Source organism: Sphingopyxis sp. CR5 (genome assembly GCF_059693785.1).
In genome coordinates, this window is the sequence record NZ_JCATIE010000004.1 from 122,253 (window position 1) to 139,428 (window position 17,176).

The following is a 17,176-nucleotide window of genomic DNA, read 5'->3' on the forward strand; positions in this document are numbered from 1 at the left end:
GTCCTTCGAATTTCCAGTGAAAGCATGATTGCATGGCCGACGAAACCACCCCCGAATTCACGCCCGAACCGCTTGCCAACGGCGAAGACAACAGCCCGGCGATCGGCCTGATTTCGCAGTATATCAAGGATTTGTCGTTCGAGAATCCGAACGCGCCGGCGGTGTATCAGTGGCAGTCGTCGCCGCAGATGGACGTGCAGTTCAACATCGGCGCCGAGGGCGTCGGCGAAAACCTGTTCGAGGTCGTGCTGAAAATCGATGTCGCGTCGAAGAGCGACGAGGGCACCGGCTTTATCGTCGAGCTGAAATATGCCGGCCTGTTCGGCGTCCGCAACGTGCCCGAAGACCAGCTTCAGCCCTTCTTCCTGGCCGAAGCGCCGCGCATCCTGTTTCCCTTTGCCCGCCGCGTCGTCGCCGATGCCGTGCGCGACGGCGGCTTCCCGCCCTTCCTGCTCGAACCGATCGATTTCCACGGCCTGTTCATGCAGCAACTGCAAGCGCAGGGCGAGGGCCAGGGCATGGCCGCGCCCGCCGGCGAGGCCTGAGTCACGCCTTTGGAGCCTGACCGGGCTATCTCCCTCCTCTGCGGAGGAGGGGCAGTGACATCTGGCTCGGCGAAGCCGGGCCTGCTCGCAGCGGCGCGGGGCTTTTCCCCCTCGCGCCGGGCCGGCACCGACCACCCCGCCGCGACCAGCGAGCGAGCCCGCAAGTCTCGCTGCCCGTCCTTCAAAGAGGAGGGGCTTTCCTTGTGAGCAGCCTCGTCAAAAATGTCGGGACGATCGGCGGGCTGACGCTGGTCAGCCGCGTGTTCGGCTTCGTGCGCGACATGCTGCTCGCCCGCGTCCTCGGCGCGGGGCTGGCGGCGGACGCGTTCCAGCTCGCCTTCATCCTGCCCAACACCTTTCGCCGGCTGTTCGCCGAGGGGGCCTTTTCGGTCGCCTTCGTCCCGATGTACAGCCGCGCGCTGCACGGCGATCCCGGCGAAGGCGGCGGCGAGGCGGCGGCCGAACGCTTTGCCAACGACGTGCTGTCGGTCTTCCTGTGGGCGCTGCTGGTCTTTTCGGCGATGATGATGATCGCCATGCCGGGGGTCGTGTGGATCCTCGCCCGCGATTATCAGGCCGTGCCGGGCAAGTTCGAGCTCGCGGTATTCCTGAGCCGCCTGACCTTTCCCTATCTGGCGCTGATCAGCCTCGTCGCGATGCTGTCGGGCCTGCTCAACGCGCGGTCGCGCTTCGCGCCGGGCGCCTTTGCGCCGGTGCTGCTCAACATCGTGCTGATCGGCGGAATATTGACCGGCGCATGGCTGCGCGGCGACAGCCACGACGACCGCATCGTGGCGCTCGCGCTCGCGGCGTCGGTCAGCCTCGCCGGGGTCGCGCAGCTCGGCTATCTGTGGTGGGCGGTGCGGCGGGCCGGGCTGACGCTCCATGTCCGCCTGCCGCGGCTGACCCCGGAGGTGCGGCGGCTGGGCATGCTGATCCTGCCCGCGACCTTCGGCGCCGGCATCTACCAGGTCAGCCAGTTCGTCGACACCTTCTTCGCGACCTCGCTGCCGCAGGGGTCGCTGACCTTGCTCAAGCTCGCCGACCGGCTGAACCAGATGCCGCTCGGCATCGTCGGGATCGCGCTCGGCACGGCGATCCTGCCGATGCTGTCGCGGCATATCCATATGGGCGACGCCGCCGAGGCGCAGCGGCTTCAGAGCAACGCCTTTGAAATGGCGACGCTGCTGACGCTGCCGGCCGCCGCCGCGCTCGCCATCTGTGCGCCCGCCTTCACCGCCGCCTTCTTCGTCGGCGGCAAGTTCACCGCGGCCGACGGCGCGATCATGGCCGATATCGTCGTCGCGCTGGTCGCGGGGCTGCCCGCCTATGTGATCGTCAAGATATTGAACCCGGGCTTCTTCGCGCGCGAGGATACGAAAACGCCGGTGTGGACCGCGCTGGCGGCACTGATCATCAATATCGCGATCAACCTCTATGTCGTCGCGCGTTTCGGGATCGTCGGGCTCGCCGCGGCGACCGCGGTGTCGGCGACGATCAACTGCCTGCTGCTCTATATCATCCTGCACCGCCGCGGCTGGTTCCGTTTCACCGCGAAACTCGGCCTGAAGATCCTGCGCCAGCTGGTCGCGGTCGCGGCGATGTCGGCGCTGCTCTGGTGGCTGATGCCGCAGCTTGCGACCCATTACAGCGGCGGCGCGTTCGAGCGCGCCTGGTCGCTGGCGGCGCTGGTCGCGGCGGGGGGCGGCGCCTTCTTTGCCGCGGCATGGCTGGTCGGGGCGCTTGACAAGGATCTGGTCGCCATGCTCACGCGGCGGCGCGCCAAACCGGCGCCGGCGACAGAGGAATAGGATATGCGGATCGTATCGGGCATCCAGCCCACCGGACACTTGCACCTCGGCAACTATCTGGGCGCGATCCGCAACTGGGTGCGGATGCAGGACGAGGCGGCGGCGGCGGGCGGCGAATGCCTGTTCTTCCTGGCCGATCTTCACGCGATCTCGATGCCGCATGTCCCCGCCGAGCTGACCGCAAGCACGCGCGCGATGACCGCCGCGCTGGTCGCGTGCGGGATCGATCCCGACCGGTCGGTCCTGTTCAACCAGGCGCGCGTGCCCGCCCACGCCGAGCTGCAATGGCTGCTGAACGGTACGGCGCGCATGGGGTGGCTGAACCGCATGACCCAGTGGAAGGACAAGGCGGGCAAGAATCGCGAGAGCGCCTCTGCGGCGCTCTTTACCTATCCGGTGCTGCAGGCGGCTGACGTCCTGCTCTATCAGGCGACCCACGTCCCGGTCGGCGAGGACCAGAAGCAGCATCTCGAGCTGGCGCGCGACATCGCGCAGAAGTTCAACAATGATTTCGCCAGCGAAGCGGACCCGGTCTTCACCCTGCCCGATCCGATCATCCCGCCGGGGGCGGCGCGGATCATGAGCCTGCGCGACGGCACCGCGAAAATGTCCAAGTCCGATCCGTCGGACATGAGCCGCATCAACCTGACCGACGACGCCGACACGATGATGCAAAAGGTGAAGAAGGCCCGCACCGACCCCGAAGTGCTGCCGTCCGAGGCCGCGGGGCTCGAAGGCCGCGCCGAGGCGCGCAACCTGGTCGGCATCTATGCGACGCTCGCCGACACCAGCGTCGACGCGGTGCTGGCCCGGTTCGCGGGCCAGGGGTTCGGCGCGTTCAAGCCGGCGCTCGGCGAGCTGCTGGTCGAGCGGCTTGCGCCGATCACCGAACGCTTAGTCGCGCTGAAGGACGATGCCGCGGCGCTCGATGCGATGCTGGACGCAGGCGCGGCAAAGGCGCGGGCGCTTGCAAAGCCCACCCTCGACACCACATATAAGGCGCTGGGGCTGTGCCGCTAAACCACGGGCGAGCCTGAAAATTCGCGGAACGAAGTTGCGACGAAGCGGGTTCAACCAAGGTTAAGTCGCGGTGGCGTAGTCATGGTATAAAGCGTGCGGGGAATGCGCGCACCGAATTACGGAGCAAAACCATGAGCAAGACAAGCTTTCGGCGGTTGGGTCTCGCCGCCATCACCGGGGCCGCACTGGCGCTCGCCGGCTGCGCGACGCCGTTCAAGGCGGATGTCGCGCGCTTCCAGACGCAACTGCCCGCGCCGCAGGGCCAGAGCTTCGTCGTCGAGTCGACGAACCCGGCGCTGGAGGGCGGCATCGAATTCGGCCAATATGCGAACCTCGTCTCGGGCGAGCTGACCCGCTATGGCTATCGCCCCGCCGCCCCGGGCGAAAAGGCCGACATGGTGGTCCATATGGACTATGGCATCGACAAGGGCCGCGAGCGCGTCGTGAGTACGCCGGGCTTTCGCGATCCCTGGTACGGTGGCTGGTACGGCCCCGGCTTCTATCGCCCCGTTGTCGTCCGCGGCCGCCACGGCCGCCGCTATATCGCCGGATATTACGACCCCTTCCTGTGGGGCGGCGGTTTCGGCGGCTGGGACAATGACGTGTCGAGCTTCACCGTCTATACGAGCGACCTGAACCTGACGATCGACCGTGCCGCCACCGGCGAGCGCCTGTTCGAAGGCCGGGCGCAGGCGCAGTCGCGCGACAACGATCTGACCGCGATCGTCCCCAATCTGGTGCAGGCGATGTTCACCGGCTTCCCCGGCAATTCGGGCGAACGGGTGCGGATCACGGTCGCGCCCCCCGAAAAGGGCTGACGCAGCCGACCCGACCGAAACAGGATGGCCCGCCTTTCGACCGAAAGGCGGGCCATTTCGATTCGGGGATGCGGCCGCGCCGGATCGCGGCACCGCGCCGCACCGCCGTCCTTCCGAAAAGCGTGTCACGCACAGGAAGATGCCCCGGCCGTGGGGGGCCGGGGCATCGATGTCAGGCTATCAAAGGGACCAACCAAATATAGCCTGATATGGGGTACGCCTTAGCGGAGCAGGTTCATCACGCCCTGCTGGCTCTGGTTCGCTTGCGCGAGCATCGCGGTCGAGGCCTGCGCGAGGATGCCGGCGGCGGCCAGGTTCGTCGATTCGGCCGAGAAGTCGGCGTCTTCGATGCGCGACTTGGCATCCGACAGATTCGTGACGGTCGACGTCAAAGTATCGACAGCCGCTTCGAGACGGTTCTGCTGCGCACCCAGGTTGGCGCGTTCGGTCGCAACCGTCTGGATGCCCGTGTCGAGCGTCGCGAGCGCCGCCGAGGCGCCGGCGGCGGTCGACAGGTCAAGCGCATCGACGCCGAGACCCGACGCCGTCAGGTCGCCGACCGCGATGTTGACGGTTTCGCCGGTGTTCAGGCCCGTCTGGATGTCGATCGAGGCGCTGCCGTCGAGCAGGTTCGTACCGTTGAAGGTCGTGCGGCCTGCGATGTCGCCGATCTGCGAGATCAGCGCGTCGACTTCGGTCTGGATCGCGTCGCGATCGTCGGTGCCGAGGGTGCCGTTGGCGCTCTGCACCGCCAGTTCGCGCATGCGGACGAGGATGTTCGAAATGCCGCCCATCGCGCCTTCGGCCGTCTGCGACAGCGAGATGCCGTCGTTGGCGTTGCGGACCGCCTGGTTGAGGCCGCGAACGTTGGCGTCCATGCGGGTCGCGATGGCGAGGCCCGCCGCGTCGTCCTTGGCGCTGTTGATGCGCTTGCCGCTCGACAGGCGTTCCATGGCCTGCGACTGCATGCGGTTGGCAACACGCGAATTGTTCTGGGCGCGAAGCGCGCTCACATTGGTGTTGATGACAGTCATGATCTTCCTTTCCGGCCCGAAGGCCATTCCCGTGGTGTGCGGCTCAGCGAGCGTCACGGAAGCAGTAACGGCGTCCCGGCCCGGGCCTTAAGCCGCGGCGTCAAAAAAATGCCGAAATGGCACAGGCGCATCGGACTTTCTTGTTCAAGACATTGAATTTCATCGAAAATAATTTTTGGCACGTGCTTTGCATCATAGTTCGGGCGTGCGGCAGACGGCCGCGCACCAGGACGGATGGAACAGATGAGCACGATTGACCCGAGCCGGCTGCTGCAAATGCGCAGCACGATCCTCAATCAGAACCAGGCGCTCCAGCGCGCCGCGGGGCGCACCGCGACCGGCGGCACCGAAGCGGCGGGCGAGGGCCCCGATTTCGGATCGGCGATCTCGGCCGCGTTGCAGCAGGTCAATGCCCAGCAGGCGAAGGCCGGCGAGCTGAGCGAAGCCTATGAACGCGGCGACACGCACGACATCGTCAGCGTGATGATCGAGCGGCAAAAGGCCTCGCTTGGCTTCGAGACGACCCTGCAGGTCCGCAACAAGCTGCTCTCCGCCTATCGCGACATCATGAACATGCCGGTGTAACCCATGGCCGAAGCTCAACTCCCCGCCCCCGTCGACACCGGCAGCGCCGCGCGGCTCCCCGTCCCCGCCTTCGCGACCCGTTTCGAACCCTTCACCCAGGTTTTTCGCCAGCCCGCGGTGCAGCGCGCGCTGCCCGCGATCGCGACGTCGACCGCGATCGGCATCGCGGCGCTCGCCTGGTTCATGACCCAGTCCGCCCCGCAGACGCAGCTGTTCGCCGGTCTCGACGATGCCGACAAGGCCGCGGTCGCCGACGCGCTGCAGACACAGGGCATCGGCCACACCATCGATCCCGTCACCGGGGCGCTGACGGTCGATGCCGACAAGCTCTACCAGGCGCGCATCGCGCTCGCCGGGCAAGGGCTGCCCAAGGCGCAGCCGACGGGCGACAGCCTGATCGCCTCGCTGCCGATGGGATCGAGCCGCGCGATCGAGGGCGAGACGTTGCGCGCCGCGCGCGAGGCCGACCTTGCCCGCACGATCGAGGCGATCGATTCGGTGAAGGTCGCGCGCATCCATATCGCCGCCGCCGAGCCGAGCCTGTTCGTGCGCGACGACAAGCCGGCAACCGCATCGGTGATGCTGACGCTGCAGAACGGCCGATCGCTGTCCGACGGACAGGTGCAGGCGATCCGTTTCCTGGTCGCTTCGTCGGTCCCGGGCATGAATGCCGACCAAGTGTCGGTGATCGACCAGCGCGGCGCACTGCTGTCCGACACCGCAACGAGCGGCGACATGCAGGCGTTCCAGCTGCAGACGCAGATGGAAGACCGCTATCGCCGGGCGCTCGACACCCTGCTGGGGCCGATGCTCGGCGCCGGAAACTATACCGTCGAGGTCCACGCCGACGTCGACATGTCCGAAAGCCAGGCGACGCGCGAAAGCTTTCCCGAGAACGACCGCGCCCTGACGAGCGAACGCATCACCAAGTCGGTGAGCGGATCGACCCCGCCCGCGGCCGGCATCCCCGGCGCGCTGTCGAACCAGCCGCCGCCGGCAACGACGCTCGCCCAGGCCGCGCCCGATGCTCAGGCGCCCGCCGGTCCCGGCACCGAAAGCAATGAACAGGCCGCGCGCGCCTATGAAGTCGGGCGCGAGATTTCGGTCACCCGCCAGCCGCAGGGCCGCCTGCGCCGTGTATCGGTTGCGGTCGCGCTGAACCAGGGCGCCAAGGCGCTCGGCCAGGCCGACCTGGCCAAGATCGAGACGCTGGTGAAGGGTGCGGTCGGGTTCGACGCGGCGCGCGGCGATCAGGTCGCGATCGGCCAGCGTCCCTTTGCCAAGATCGAGAATGCCGAGCCCGCCTTCTGGGACCGGGGCTGGTTCCTGCCGCTGGTCAAGCAGGTCGGCGCGCTCCTGGCGGCACTGCTTGCCTTCCTGTTCATCGGACGTCCGCTGATCAAGGCCGCCAAGGAGCGCGCCGCGGCGCGCGCCGAACGCGAGGCCGCGATCGAGGAAAGCCTGCTGACGGCAACCAATGCAGCCCCGGCGCTCGCCGGCGAACGCCGCCCGGCGGGCCGCGAGATCACGCTGGAGATGATCGAGGCCGCCCCGAGTTACGAGGCGCGCGCCAACCTTGTTCGCGCCTTCGTGCGCCAGGATTCGCAGCGCGCCGCGCTGGTCGTGCGCAATTTGATGCAGGAGGGCGCTCATGCCTGACGCGCTCGACCCCGCGACCGGCGCCGCCCCGGCCAAGCCCGCCATCGAGGGTTCGGCCGCCGCCGCGATCCTGCTGATGCTGCTCGACGAGAGCGAAGCCGCGACGATCCTAAAGCATCTGGACCCCGACGAGGTGCGGACGCTGGCCAAGGCGATGTTCGACACCGCCGACGCCAGCGAGGGGCAGATCGAGCAGGCGCTCGACAGCTTCGTCGCGCGCAGCCGTTCGGTAAGCGCCCTCGCGATCGGGGCCGACACCCGCATCCGCACGGTCATCAACGAAGCGGTCGGAAATGTTCGCGCCGACAATATCCTGGCCAATGTCGCACCGCGCCAGAGCGCCGCCTCGCTCGAGATGCTGCGCTGGATGGACGTCGAGGCGATCAGCGCGCTGCTCGCGAGCGAGCATCCGCAGGTCGGCGCGTTGATCCTGTCGGTGCTGGTCCCCGACATCGCCGCGCGGGCGATCGAGACCCTCGACGAAAGCCTGCAGGCCGACCTGGTGCTGCGTGCGGCGCAGCTGACGTCGGTCCCGACCGCGGCGATCGAGGATCTGGAGGCGGTGCTCGCCGCGGCGAATATCGGCGGCCAGCGCGTCGCGAAGCAGCCGGTCGGCGGCCCGACCGACGTCGCCAAGATCATGAAGGTGATGCCGCGCCACCTGTCCGAGCGCACGATCCGCGCGCTCAAGAAGCAGGACCGCCAGCTCGCCCAGACGATCGAGGAAGAGATGTTCATTTTTGACAATCTGCGCGACCTCGACCTGCGCAGCCTGGGCACGGTGCTGCGCGGCGTCGACGCGGCCCAGCTCGCGCTCGCGCTGAAGGGCGCCGACGAGGCGATGGCCGACCTGTGCCTGTCGACAATGTCGCAGCGCGCCGGCGAGACGATCCGCGACGAAATGTCCGAAATGACGATGGTCAAACGGACCGATGTCGAGGACGCGCAAAAGGCGATCATGCAGGTCGTGCGCCAGATGGCCGCGGCGGGCGAGATCGTGATCGCGGGCGGAGCCGACGACTATGTCTGATCGCAGCGCCGAAACCGGGTTCGCGCCGATCGCGCTGACCACCGCCATGGGCGGACGCGGCGGCTTTCGGCCGCTGTCCTTTGCCCCGGCCGAGGCCGCGCCCGACGCGCCGGCCATGCCGGTGCCGTCGGACGCGGCGGAACTCGCCGAAGATCCCTATGCGCTCGGCCTGGCCGAGGGACAGCGGCTTGCCGAAGCGGCCTTTGCCCCCGAACGCCACCGCCTGCTCGCGCTGATCGCCGCGAGCGAGGCGTTGCAGGACGAGCCGAGCGAAGAGCTTGCCCAGCTGATCGCCGAGACGGTCGAGCGGCTCGTCCGCCAGATCGTCGAGACCGCGCCGATCGACGCCGAATGGCTGAAAGCCCAGGCCGACGTTGCCGCGGCGATGGTCGCCGAGGCCGACAAGGCGCGCACATTGTGGGTCCATCCCGACGATGCCGCGCTGCTCGTCGACTGCCCGCTGGCCCTGCCGGTCGCGGCCGATCTCGCAATGGTGCGCGGCACCGTCCGCATCGAGACATCGGCCGGGTGGATCGAGCATGGCCGCGCGGTCTATCTCGATGAGCTGCGCGCCGCGCTGGGCGGCGAAGGCGTCGCCGCATGACGCGCCGCCTCGCCATGTCCGCGCAGCAGCTGCTCGGCCCCGTCGACCTGGCGCATGCGAGCCCGCGCCGCATCGGCACGCTCGTCGCGCACGAAGGCATCATGCTGGAGGTATCGGGATTCCCTCAGCCGCTGGGCAGCAACGTCCGCATCAAGTCTGCGACCGGCGACTATGTGAACGGCGAAGTCGTCGGCTTTCGCGGCCACCGCAGCCTCGTCCTGCCCTTTGACACCAACATGCCGCTCGTCACCGGCGCCCCGGTCGAGCCGCATGGCGCGTCGAGCATGGTCGCGTGCGGCAAGGCGCTGCTCGGCCGCATCATCGACGCGCAGGGCAACCCGCTCGACGGCCGCCCGCCGGTCAAGTCGCAGTTCCAGTGGCCGCTCGCCGGGCGCAAGGTCAATCCGCTGCGCCGCGGCCGCGTGACGAGGCCGCTCAACATGGGCGTGCGCGCGATCAACGGCCTGCTCACTGTCGGCGAAGGCCAGCGCGTCGCGATCATCGCGGGCTCGGGCGTCGGCAAGTCGGTGCTGATGGGCCAGATGATCGCCGGCACCGAATGCGACGTGATCGTCGTCGGCCTGATCGGCGAGCGCAGCCGCGAGGTCAGCGACTTCGTCGAGACCAAGCTGCCCCCCGCGGTGCGCAAGAAATCGGTCGTCGTCGCGGTCCCCGCCGACCATCCGCCGCTGCTCCGCCTGCGCGCCGCGATGCGCGCGACCGCGATCGCCGAAGCCTTTCGCCAGGAAGGCAAGAAGGTGCTGCTGCTGATCGACAGCCTGACGCGCGTCGCGCACGCGCAGCGCGAGATCGGGCTGACGCTCGGCGAACCGCCGACGATGAAGGGCTATCCGCCCTCGGTCTTTGCGCTGATCCCGTCGCTGTGCGAACGCGCCGGTATCGACCGCCAGACCGGCGGTTCGGTCACCGCGCTCTATACCGTGCTCGCCGACGGCGGCGATATCGAGGACCCGGTGGTCGATTCGGCGCGCGCGATCGTGGACGGGCATATCATCCTGTCGCGCACGCTGGCCGAACAGGGGGTCTATCCCGCGATCGACGTCGCACGGTCGCTGTCGCGCACGATGGCGGACTCGGTCGATCCCGAACATGCCGCCGCCGCCGCCCGCTTCCGCCAGCTCTGGTCGGCTTATGAAGAGAATCGCGACCTGATGCTGATGGGCGCCTATGTCGCCGGCGGCGATCCCGTGCTCGACGAGGCGATCCGCCGCCACGCCGACCAGCTTGCCTTCGTCACCCAGCCTGCCGGCGCGCAGGTCGATTTCCAGACATCCCGCCAATCGCTCATCGAAGGATATACTGCATGACCACCCGCACCGCACGCCGCAAACGGATCATCCGCGTGCGTTCCGTCGAGCATCAGATGGCGGAGGCCAATCTGGCGCGCGCCAACAGCGAACTGGCGAATCTTGTCGAGCTGGGCAAGCGGCTCGAAACGCTGCGGGCCGACCTGGCCGTGGCAAAGGGCGCCGTCGCGGGCCGCGCGCTCAACACGGTCGGCGAACTCGCGATGCGGCTCGACGTCGCCAAGGAAAATCTGACCACGCCGCTCAGCCAGGCGAGCGAACGCCGCGACCGCATGAGCGCGCTGGCGCAGAGCGCGATGGTCAAAGAGGAATCGGCGCTGCGCCTCTATGAACGCAGCCGCAAGTCGGCCGAGGCCGAGATGGAGCGCCGCAGCGACGCCAACCGCCCCCACCGCGCCCGCGCCGGGATGCGGCTGCGCATGATCGACGGAGGCCTCGCATGATGATGCCCGCGCTCGCCCAGCAGATGCCCGGGCAGGCCGGGCTGATGGCCGTGCTCTGCGGTTCGGGGGCCAGGCCCGCCACCGGTGGCAGCGCCGCCGGGTTCGACGCGCTGTTTGCCGACATGCCGCTGGCCGAGGGCGTGAGCCCCCTGCCCGTCGAGGCGCTCCAGCAGCTTCAGCGCGCCATCGCCGCCCAGGCGAACGCCGCGCCGGCCGACGGCGAAGCCGTGCCTGGCGACGCCGCTGCACCGCAGACGCAGCCGGCAGCGACAGGCGACGACGCCGCGGCCGCCGCGGCGCTGCTGATCCGCATCGCCACCGGCGTCCCCGCGACGCCGGCCGCCGCGTCGGCAGCCACCGCCGTCGCCGCAGTCGCACACGACGCCGAAACCGATAGCGAGGATAGCGGCGACGCCCCCGCGACCGGCGACGATGCCGGCCCCTCGGATCTGCCGTTCGCGCCGGTCGCATCGGTCACGCCGGTTACCGCCGCTCCCGCGAAACCGCCGCGCGCGGTCGACGAGAGCGCCGCCGAGGCCCCGGCGCTGCCCCGCGCGGCCCAGCGTGAGGCGGCGGGGCCCGTCGCCGATGCGGCGCCCGCCGCGCCGAAGACGGGCAAGAGCTTCGATGCCGGCGCGTCGATGACCGTCCTTTTCGCCCCGCCCGCGCCGCAGGCGCAGCCCGCGAGCGCCGGCGTCGCCAGCACGGCGCCCGTCGCCGAGCGCGTGCTCGACATGGGGTCCGACGATGCGTGGATCGCGCAGCTCGCCGCCGATATCGCGGCGACCCGGACGCCGGACGGCGACATCAGCTTTCGCCTGATGCCGCGCCACCTTGGACGCCTGGACGTCGCGTTGACGCACGACGCGGACGGCGTGTCGCTGAAGCTCGACACCCAGCATGAAGCGACCGCGACGGTCGTCCATGCCGCGCAAGGCAAGCTGGTCGACGACCTGCGCCAGCAAGGCGTCCGCGTCGCGGGCGCCGAGGTCACCTGCACCCCCGGCGAAACCGGACGCCAGTCGCAGGGCCAGAACCAGGGCAACGGCGGCCCCTCCGCCGGCACCCACCTTATCGAAACCGCGCCCGATTCGCCCGAGGCGCGCTCCGACACCGCAAGCCAGGCCCGTGCCGCCGACCGGCGCGGCCGCTTCGCCTGATCAGAAAGGGTCCGACCATGACCAAGGATAAAGCCGAAAGCCCCAAGAAGGGCGGCAAGATGAAGAAGCTGCTGCTGATCGGCATCGGCGGCCTCGTGCTGATCGGCGCGGGCGCGGGGGCCGGCATCTATATGGGCGGCGGCCTGGCCGGCGCCGAGGCACCCAAGCCCGAGGATCTCTATCCCAAGCTCGTCCTGCGCAGCGAAGACGCCGAGGCCGGCGGCGGCGAGGGCGAAGGCGGCGAAGCGGCGCCGAAGGTCGGAACCGTGTCGGTCCCCAACGATCGCTACAAGGTCGATCCGCGCAAATATGAAATCACCTATATCCCGATCGAGCAGGCCTTCACCACGAACCTGGCCGACGGGTCGGGCTTCCTGCAGATCGGGATCAGCCTGTCGACCTATTACGACGGCAAGATGATCGCCAATGTCCGGCGCCAGATGACGCCGATCCGCTCCGCGGTGCTGATGGTGCTCGCCGAACAGGACCCGGCGCTGATCTCGACCTCGCAGGGCAAGCAGTTGCTCCAGCGCCGCCTGACCGCCGCGGTCAACCAGGTGCTGCGCGACAAGGAAGGCTTTGGCGGCGTCGACAATGTCTATTTCACCAGCATGGTGATCCAGTAATGGCGCGCGCCAGGGCGACGACCGCCGGCGATGCCGGCAGCAACGGTGACACCAGGGCGTCGGTGCTGCTGCGCAAGGCAGAGGACGGCTATGCCTTTCCGGCGCTCGACGGCGTCGCCGATCGCTTTGCACGGACGCTGCGCGACCTGATCCGCGCACTGGGTGCGCCGACGGTGCAGGTCGAGCGCGAGGCGGGCGAACGGATGCGCTTTTCCGACTGGTGCGACGCGGCGGCACCGGCGATCTTCTGGCGCTATCATGCGCCCCCTCTGAAAGGTCCGATGCTGATTGCGGGGTCGCGCGCGCTGGTGCTCCAGCTTGTCGACATCTTCTATGGCGGCAAGGGACAGCTTGCGGGGAAGCGCGAGGAATTGACCGACGCCGAGGATCGATTCGCCGCGCGGCTCGGCCGCGATATCGCCCAGCAGCTCGCCGCGGCGTGGAAAACCACGCTGCCGATCGAACCGCAACTCGACTGCGTCACCTGTGATCCGGCAAAGTTGCAGGCGGTCCGCGGCGACGACGAATTGTTCGTCCAGCGCTTCACGTTGCGCGGCGGCGTCCTCGACGGACGGACGATCCTGTGCGCGTGGCCGCTCGCCGCGCTGCGCGGAATCAGCGGCGGCGAGCCCGCGCCCGATCTGCCCGATACCCCCGAAACCGACCCGGTCTGGACCGCGACGCTGTCGCGCGCGCTGAAGGATGTGCGCCTGCCGGTGCGGTCGGTGCTCGCCCGGCCCGAAATTCCGCTGACAAAATTACTGAGTTTGGAGGTCGGCGATATCATTTCGTTAACCATACCGCGTCACGTTCCGATAACCGTCGCCGGCCGCCATTTCGCGTCCGGCAGCATCGGGGAGGCGGGCGGCAACGCGGCCATCTTGATTGATTGTATCGAAAGAGGATCGGACGATGAGTGACATCAGCGACGCCCCGAAAGCGGCCCGCGACCGGCGTGACGCCAAGACGATAGCCGCCGCCCCCAATTTCGACCTGCTCGCGGGCGTATCGCTGCGCGTATCGGTCGAGGTCGGATCGACGTCGATGGCGCTGTCCGACCTGCTGGCCCTGTCCGAAGGCAGCGTGGTCGAACTCGACCGCGCGGCGAACGACCTGCTCGACATCTATGCCAACGGCACGCTGATCGCGCGCGGCGAGATCGTCAACGTCGACGGCCGCTATGGCATCCAGGTCGCCGAAGTCGTCGCCCCCGACCGCGCCCTCACCGGCTTCGAGCGGAGGGGCTGATGTTCGAATATATCCTGCGCCTGCTTATCCTGCTGCCGATCGTCGGCGGCATGGCGTGGGGCAGCCTGTGGCTGTGGAAGCGCGTCCAGATGGGCGTTCCGCTGACCGGCGGACAGAAGCAGGGGCGCCCGATCGAAATGGTCGGCGTCCTGCCGCTCGGCCCTGGAACGAAGCTGGCGGTGGTCGAGTTCGCGGGACAGCAGATATTGCTGTCGGTGTCGCGGGGCGGCGTGACCCGTCTTGCCGACAACAGCCAGGGCGATTTCCATGTCGACTAACCGCCGCCGGACATGGCTGCATGCCGCCGCGCTCGCGGGTGGCCTCGCTCTGCTGGTCGCGGCGCCCGCGGCGCATGCGCAGGCCGCCGACGGGCTGGCGCGCGCGGTGAACGAGATCGGCGGCGACGGCCGCCCCCTGTCGCTGTCTTTGCAGATCCTTGTCCTGATGAGCCTGCTGACGGTGCTGCCGTCGCTGCTGCTGATGATGACCAGTTTCACGCGGATCATCATCGTGCTCTCGATCCTGCGCCACGCGCTGGGGCTGCAACAGACCCCGCCGAACCAGGTGCTCGTGGGCCTCAGCCTCTTCCTCTCGCTGTTCGTGATGCAGCCCGTGATCAGCGAGGTGAACCGCGTCGCGGTGACGCCGTACAGCCAGGAACAGATCGACATCGGCGAGGCGGTCGTGCGGTCGGGCACCTCGGTCCATGGCTTCATGATGGCACAGACGCGCAAGACCGACCTGATGATGTTCGCGAAAATCGCGAAAGCGCCCGATTATGCGAGCCCGAAGGACGTCCCCTTCTCGATCCTGCTGCCCGCCTTTGTCACCAGCGAACTCAAGACCGCCTTCCAGATCGGCTTCCTGATCTTCCTGCCCTTCCTGGTCATCGACCTTGTCGTCGCTTCGGCGCTGATGTCGCTCGGCATGATGATGCTGTCGCCGACGGTGATTTCGATGCCCTTCAAGCTGTTGCTCTTCGTCCTCGTCGACGGGTGGGCGCTGACGATGGGCTCGCTCGCCTCGTCGTTCGGGACATAGGGCCCGATCGTGGAAGCGGACTATTTCATCGGTGTCGCGCAGCAGGCGCTGTGGATCCTGGCGCTCGCATCGGCGCCGATCCTGATCCCGGTGCTCGTCGTCGGCGTGCTGCTGGGGATGGTGCAGGCGGCGACCTCGATCAACGAACAGACGTTGAGCTTCGTCCCCAAGCTGATCATCACCGCGATCTGCCTGGCCATCTTCGGCGGCAGCATCCTGGTCCTGCTCACCGACTTCACCCGCGACCTCTTCGCGCAGATCCCGGCGCTCGTGCACTAGAGCCCGATGAATCCCGCCGACATCCCGAATGTGGAAGCGATGCTCCAGCTGTGGATGCTCGCGATGATCCGTCCCGGCGCCGCCTTCCTGGCCGCGCCGGTGTTCGGCGCCGCCAATGTGCCGGTCCAGCTCCGCCTCGTCATCGCCCTTGCGGTCGGCGTGCCGGCGGTCGCGGCGTCGGGCATGGCGCTGCCCGCCGAGGGACTCGTATCCTGGCACGGCTTCATCCTGATCATCGGCGAAGTCGTCGTCGGGCTGGCGATCGGCTTCGTGCTGCAAATGGGGCTGGCGGCGGCGTTGCTGGCGGGCGAGGCAATCAGCAACGCGATGGGACTCGGCTTCGCCTCGATGGTCGATCCGCTGAGCGGACAGGCGAGCAGCGCGGTCGGCCAGTTCCTCTCCATGCTTGCGACCGCCCTTTTCCTCGCTGCCGACGGTCACCTCGTCCTGATCAACATCATCGTCGACAGCTATAGCGCGCTTCCCCCTGGGGGCGCCTTTCCTTCGTTCGACGCGATCGGCGGCATCGTGCGTTTCGGCAGCCTGATGTTCGCCGCCGGGCTGACGATCGCCCTGCCCGTCGGCTTCATCCTGATCCTGGTCCAGATGATCATGGGCGTGATCGGCCGATCGGCGCCCGCGATGAACCTGTTTGCGGTCGGCCTGCCCGCGACCTTGCTCGCCGGGATCATCCTGCTGGGCATCGCGACGCCGGTGATGGCCGAAACCCTCGCCCGCATCCTGTCCGACGCACTCGACGCCGCGCGCCTGGTCGCCGGAGGCTGACCCGATGGCGGGCGAGACCGAAAAGGACCAGAAAACCGAACAACCGACGCCGAAGAAGCGCGCCGATTCGGCGCGCGAAGGCGATGTGCTGATGTCGCGCGAACTCGCGACCGCGCTGATGATGCTCGCGGGCGCGGGCTGGCTGCTGTCGGCCGGGGGCTGGCTGGTCGAGGCGGCGGGCGAGCTGGTCAAGCACGGGCTGACGATCGGCGCGGGCGACGTCGCGCATTTCGCGCCGGGCGAAGCCCTGCTCCGCAACGGGACGGGCATTCTGCTGCCGCTCGGCAGCCTGTTCGCGCTGGCGCTGGTCGCCAGCTTCGCCGCCCCCGCCATGCTCGGATCGCTCGGCTGGCGCGGCAAGGCGCTGGCCTTCAAGGGCAACCGCATCAATCCGGGAACCGGGCTCAAGCGCATCTTCGGGGTGCAAGGCGTGATCGAACTCGGCAAGTCGATCGCCAAGGTGCTGCTGCTCGGCAGCATCGGATACTGGCTTGTCGCCGGCAGCCTGCCCGCGATCATGACGATGGCGTCGAGCGACCTCAGCGCCGCGATCGGCCTTGCCGGCCGTGCGGTCGGCCACGCGATGCTCGCGCTTGCCGGCGGACTGGTCGTCATCGCGCTGATCGACGTGCCCGCGCAATGGTATCAGCGCAACAAGCGGCTGATGATGAGCAAGCAGGAAGTGAAGGAAGAGATGCGCCAGTCCGACGGCGCGCCCGAGCTCAAGCAGGCGCAGCGCCAGCGCGCGCACGAGATATTGAGCGGATCGGCGCGCAAGGCGGTGTCGGAAGCGACGGTCGTGCTGACCAATCCGACCCATTTCTCGGTCGCGCTGCGCTATCGCCCCGGGGTCGACGCGGCGCCGGTCGTCGTCGCGCGCGGGCGCGGCGACGTCGCGCTGTCGATCCGCGAACTCGCGCGCGGCGCGGGCGTCCCGATGCTCGAATATCCGCAGCTGACCCGCGCAATCTATTTTACCGCCCGGGCCGGACGCACGATCCCCGAAGAGCTGTTCGTCGCGGTCGCGACCGTGCTCGCCTTCGTCTTCCAGCTGGAGCGCGCGGTTGCCGAAGGCCGCGCCCAGCCGGCGATCGACGTTCCGCCGACGCACCGCTTCGATCCCGACGGGCGGCGACAGGCCTAGCGGCGCCCTCCCCCA

The 17,176-nt window shown here is 68.5% G+C and carries 20 protein-coding genes; 19 read left to right on the forward strand and 1 reads right to left on the reverse strand.

The window, feature by feature from the left end; translation table 11 throughout:
* Positions 1-32: 32 nt before the first annotated feature.
* From secB to AC58D2_RS07405, 4 genes are all read left to right on the forward strand, one after another.
* Positions 33-545 carry a protein-export chaperone SecB gene (gene secB / locus AC58D2_RS07390; protein ID WP_497388818.1) on the forward strand — a complete coding sequence of 171 codons (513 nt, stop codon included), beginning with the start codon at positions 33-35 and terminating at the stop codon, positions 543-545.
* Between the two features lie 203 nt (positions 546-748).
* A complete protein-coding gene (gene murJ, locus AC58D2_RS07395; protein WP_497388820.1) occupies positions 749-2,356 on the forward strand; it encodes a murein biosynthesis integral membrane protein MurJ in 1,608 nt (535 codons plus the stop codon).
* A 3-nt stretch (positions 2,357-2,359) separates the two neighbouring features.
* Positions 2,360-3,376 carry a tryptophan--tRNA ligase gene (gene trpS / locus AC58D2_RS07400; protein WP_497388822.1) on the forward strand — a complete coding sequence of 339 codons (1,017 nt, stop codon included), beginning with the start codon at positions 2,360-2,362 and terminating at the stop codon, positions 3,374-3,376.
* Positions 3,377-3,507: 131 nt separating this feature from the next.
* On the forward strand, positions 3,508-4,194 hold the full coding sequence (locus tag AC58D2_RS07405; RefSeq protein ID WP_497388824.1) for a DUF4136 domain-containing protein: 687 nt from the start codon (positions 3,508-3,510) through the stop codon (positions 4,192-4,194).
* Positions 4,195-4,415: 221 nt separating this feature from the next.
* Here the strand turns inward: AC58D2_RS07405 and AC58D2_RS07410 are convergent, their stop codons facing one another.
* Entirely contained in the window at positions 4,416-5,228 is an 813-nt protein-coding gene (locus tag AC58D2_RS07410; protein WP_497388826.1) for a flagellin N-terminal helical domain-containing protein, read from the reverse strand.
* Between the two features lie 243 nt (positions 5,229-5,471).
* On the opposite strand from AC58D2_RS07410, the gene fliE reads away from it, so the two are divergent.
* Genes fliE through AC58D2_RS07485 form a run of 15 tightly spaced genes read left to right on the forward strand, consistent with a single transcriptional unit; the run spans position 5,472 to position 17,161 of the window.
* Positions 5,472-5,813, forward strand: a complete 342-nt coding sequence (gene fliE, locus AC58D2_RS07415) for a flagellar hook-basal body complex protein FliE (RefSeq protein ID WP_497388828.1) — start codon at positions 5,472-5,474, stop codon at positions 5,811-5,813.
* A gap of 3 nt (positions 5,814-5,816) precedes the next feature.
* Positions 5,817-7,472, forward strand: a complete 1,656-nt coding sequence (fliF, locus tag AC58D2_RS07420; protein ID WP_497388830.1) for a flagellar basal-body MS-ring/collar protein FliF — start codon at positions 5,817-5,819, stop codon at positions 7,470-7,472.
* The gene (gene fliG, locus AC58D2_RS07425; RefSeq protein WP_497388832.1) at positions 7,465-8,502 is read left to right on the forward strand and encodes a flagellar motor switch protein FliG; all 1,038 of its coding nucleotides are present in this window, start codon (positions 7,465-7,467) and stop codon (positions 8,500-8,502) included. The genes fliF and fliG overlap by 8 nt, the downstream gene beginning before the upstream one ends.
* Positions 8,495-9,106, forward strand: a complete 612-nt coding sequence (locus AC58D2_RS07430; protein ID WP_497388834.1) for a FliH/SctL family protein — start codon at positions 8,495-8,497, stop codon at positions 9,104-9,106. The genes fliG and AC58D2_RS07430 overlap by 8 nt, the downstream gene beginning before the upstream one ends.
* A complete protein-coding gene (locus tag AC58D2_RS07435) occupies positions 9,103-10,434 on the forward strand; it encodes a FliI/YscN family ATPase (protein ID WP_497388836.1) in 1,332 nt (443 codons plus the stop codon). The genes AC58D2_RS07430 and AC58D2_RS07435 overlap by 4 nt, the downstream gene beginning before the upstream one ends.
* Positions 10,431-10,877 carry a hypothetical protein gene (locus tag AC58D2_RS07440; RefSeq protein ID WP_497388838.1) on the forward strand — a complete coding sequence of 149 codons (447 nt, stop codon included), beginning with the start codon at positions 10,431-10,433 and terminating at the stop codon, positions 10,875-10,877. Before AC58D2_RS07435 ends, AC58D2_RS07440 begins: the two co-directional genes overlap by 4 nt.
* Positions 10,874-12,037, forward strand: a complete 1,164-nt coding sequence (locus AC58D2_RS07445; protein WP_497388840.1) for a flagellar hook-length control protein FliK — start codon at positions 10,874-10,876, stop codon at positions 12,035-12,037. The genes AC58D2_RS07440 and AC58D2_RS07445 overlap by 4 nt, the downstream gene beginning before the upstream one ends.
* A gap of 17 nt (positions 12,038-12,054) precedes the next feature.
* Positions 12,055-12,663, forward strand: a complete 609-nt coding sequence (locus AC58D2_RS07450; RefSeq protein ID WP_497388842.1) for a flagellar basal body-associated FliL family protein — start codon at positions 12,055-12,057, stop codon at positions 12,661-12,663.
* Positions 12,663-13,583, forward strand: a complete 921-nt coding sequence (locus AC58D2_RS07455) for a flagellar motor switch protein FliM (protein ID WP_497388844.1) — start codon at positions 12,663-12,665, stop codon at positions 13,581-13,583. The genes AC58D2_RS07450 and AC58D2_RS07455 overlap by 1 nt, the downstream gene beginning before the upstream one ends.
* Positions 13,576-13,911 (forward strand): flagellar motor switch protein FliN, encoded by a 336-nt coding sequence (fliN, locus tag AC58D2_RS07460; protein ID WP_497388846.1) that lies wholly within the window; start codon positions 13,576-13,578, stop codon positions 13,909-13,911. The genes AC58D2_RS07455 and fliN overlap by 8 nt, the downstream gene beginning before the upstream one ends.
* Complete coding sequence (locus AC58D2_RS07465; RefSeq protein WP_497388848.1) at positions 13,911-14,189, forward strand: flagellar biosynthetic protein FliO; 279 nt, start codon at positions 13,911-13,913, stop codon at positions 14,187-14,189. The genes fliN and AC58D2_RS07465 overlap by 1 nt, the downstream gene beginning before the upstream one ends.
* Positions 14,179-14,952: a flagellar type III secretion system pore protein FliP gene (fliP, locus tag AC58D2_RS07470; RefSeq protein WP_497388850.1), complete on the forward strand. Its 774-nt coding sequence runs from the start codon at positions 14,179-14,181 to the stop codon at positions 14,950-14,952. The genes AC58D2_RS07465 and fliP overlap by 11 nt, the downstream gene beginning before the upstream one ends.
* A gap of 6 nt (positions 14,953-14,958) precedes the next feature.
* The gene (locus AC58D2_RS07475) at positions 14,959-15,231 is read left to right on the forward strand and encodes a flagellar biosynthetic protein FliQ (RefSeq protein WP_497389313.1); all 273 of its coding nucleotides are present in this window, start codon (positions 14,959-14,961) and stop codon (positions 15,229-15,231) included.
* 6 nt (positions 15,232-15,237) lie between these two features.
* The gene (fliR, locus tag AC58D2_RS07480; protein WP_497388852.1) at positions 15,238-16,017 is read left to right on the forward strand and encodes a flagellar biosynthetic protein FliR; all 780 of its coding nucleotides are present in this window, start codon (positions 15,238-15,240) and stop codon (positions 16,015-16,017) included.
* A 4-nt stretch (positions 16,018-16,021) separates the two neighbouring features.
* A complete protein-coding gene (locus tag AC58D2_RS07485) occupies positions 16,022-17,161 on the forward strand; it encodes an EscU/YscU/HrcU family type III secretion system export apparatus switch protein (RefSeq protein ID WP_497388855.1) in 1,140 nt (379 codons plus the stop codon).
* Positions 17,162-17,176 lie beyond the last annotated feature (15 nt).

Coding starts and splice junctions, on each gene's coding strand:
- AC58D2_RS07450 (WP_497388842.1), top strand. CDS start 12,055: ATGACCAAGGATAAAGCCGAAAGCCCCAAGAAGGGCGGCAAGATGAAG.
- trpS (WP_497388822.1), top strand. CDS start 2,360: ATGCGGATCGTATCGGGCATCCAGCCCACCGGACACTTGCACCTCGGC.
- AC58D2_RS07440 (WP_497388838.1), top strand. CDS start 10,431: ATGACCACCCGCACCGCACGCCGCAAACGGATCATCCGCGTGCGTTCC.
- AC58D2_RS07410 (WP_497388826.1), bottom strand. CDS start 5,228: ATGACTGTCATCAACACCAATGTGAGCGCGCTTCGCGCCCAGAACAAT.
- AC58D2_RS07485 (WP_497388855.1), top strand. CDS start 16,022: ATGGCGGGCGAGACCGAAAAGGACCAGAAAACCGAACAACCGACGCCG.
- AC58D2_RS07455 (WP_497388844.1), top strand. CDS start 12,663: ATGGCGCGCGCCAGGGCGACGACCGCCGGCGATGCCGGCAGCAACGGT.
- AC58D2_RS07465 (WP_497388848.1), top strand. CDS start 13,911: ATGTTCGAATATATCCTGCGCCTGCTTATCCTGCTGCCGATCGTCGGC.
- fliR (WP_497388852.1), top strand. CDS start 15,238: ATGAATCCCGCCGACATCCCGAATGTGGAAGCGATGCTCCAGCTGTGG.
- fliP (WP_497388850.1), top strand. CDS start 14,179: ATGTCGACTAACCGCCGCCGGACATGGCTGCATGCCGCCGCGCTCGCG.
- AC58D2_RS07445 (WP_497388840.1), top strand. CDS start 10,874: ATGATGATGCCCGCGCTCGCCCAGCAGATGCCCGGGCAGGCCGGGCTG.
- fliN (WP_497388846.1), top strand. CDS start 13,576: ATGAGTGACATCAGCGACGCCCCGAAAGCGGCCCGCGACCGGCGTGAC.
- AC58D2_RS07435 (WP_497388836.1), top strand. CDS start 9,103: ATGACGCGCCGCCTCGCCATGTCCGCGCAGCAGCTGCTCGGCCCCGTC.
- fliF (WP_497388830.1), top strand. CDS start 5,817: ATGGCCGAAGCTCAACTCCCCGCCCCCGTCGACACCGGCAGCGCCGCG.
- fliG (WP_497388832.1), top strand. CDS start 7,465: ATGCCTGACGCGCTCGACCCCGCGACCGGCGCCGCCCCGGCCAAGCCC.
- AC58D2_RS07430 (WP_497388834.1), top strand. CDS start 8,495: ATGTCTGATCGCAGCGCCGAAACCGGGTTCGCGCCGATCGCGCTGACC.
- fliE (WP_497388828.1), top strand. CDS start 5,472: ATGAGCACGATTGACCCGAGCCGGCTGCTGCAAATGCGCAGCACGATC.
- AC58D2_RS07405 (WP_497388824.1), top strand. CDS start 3,508: ATGAGCAAGACAAGCTTTCGGCGGTTGGGTCTCGCCGCCATCACCGGG.
- secB (WP_497388818.1), top strand. CDS start 33: ATGGCCGACGAAACCACCCCCGAATTCACGCCCGAACCGCTTGCCAAC.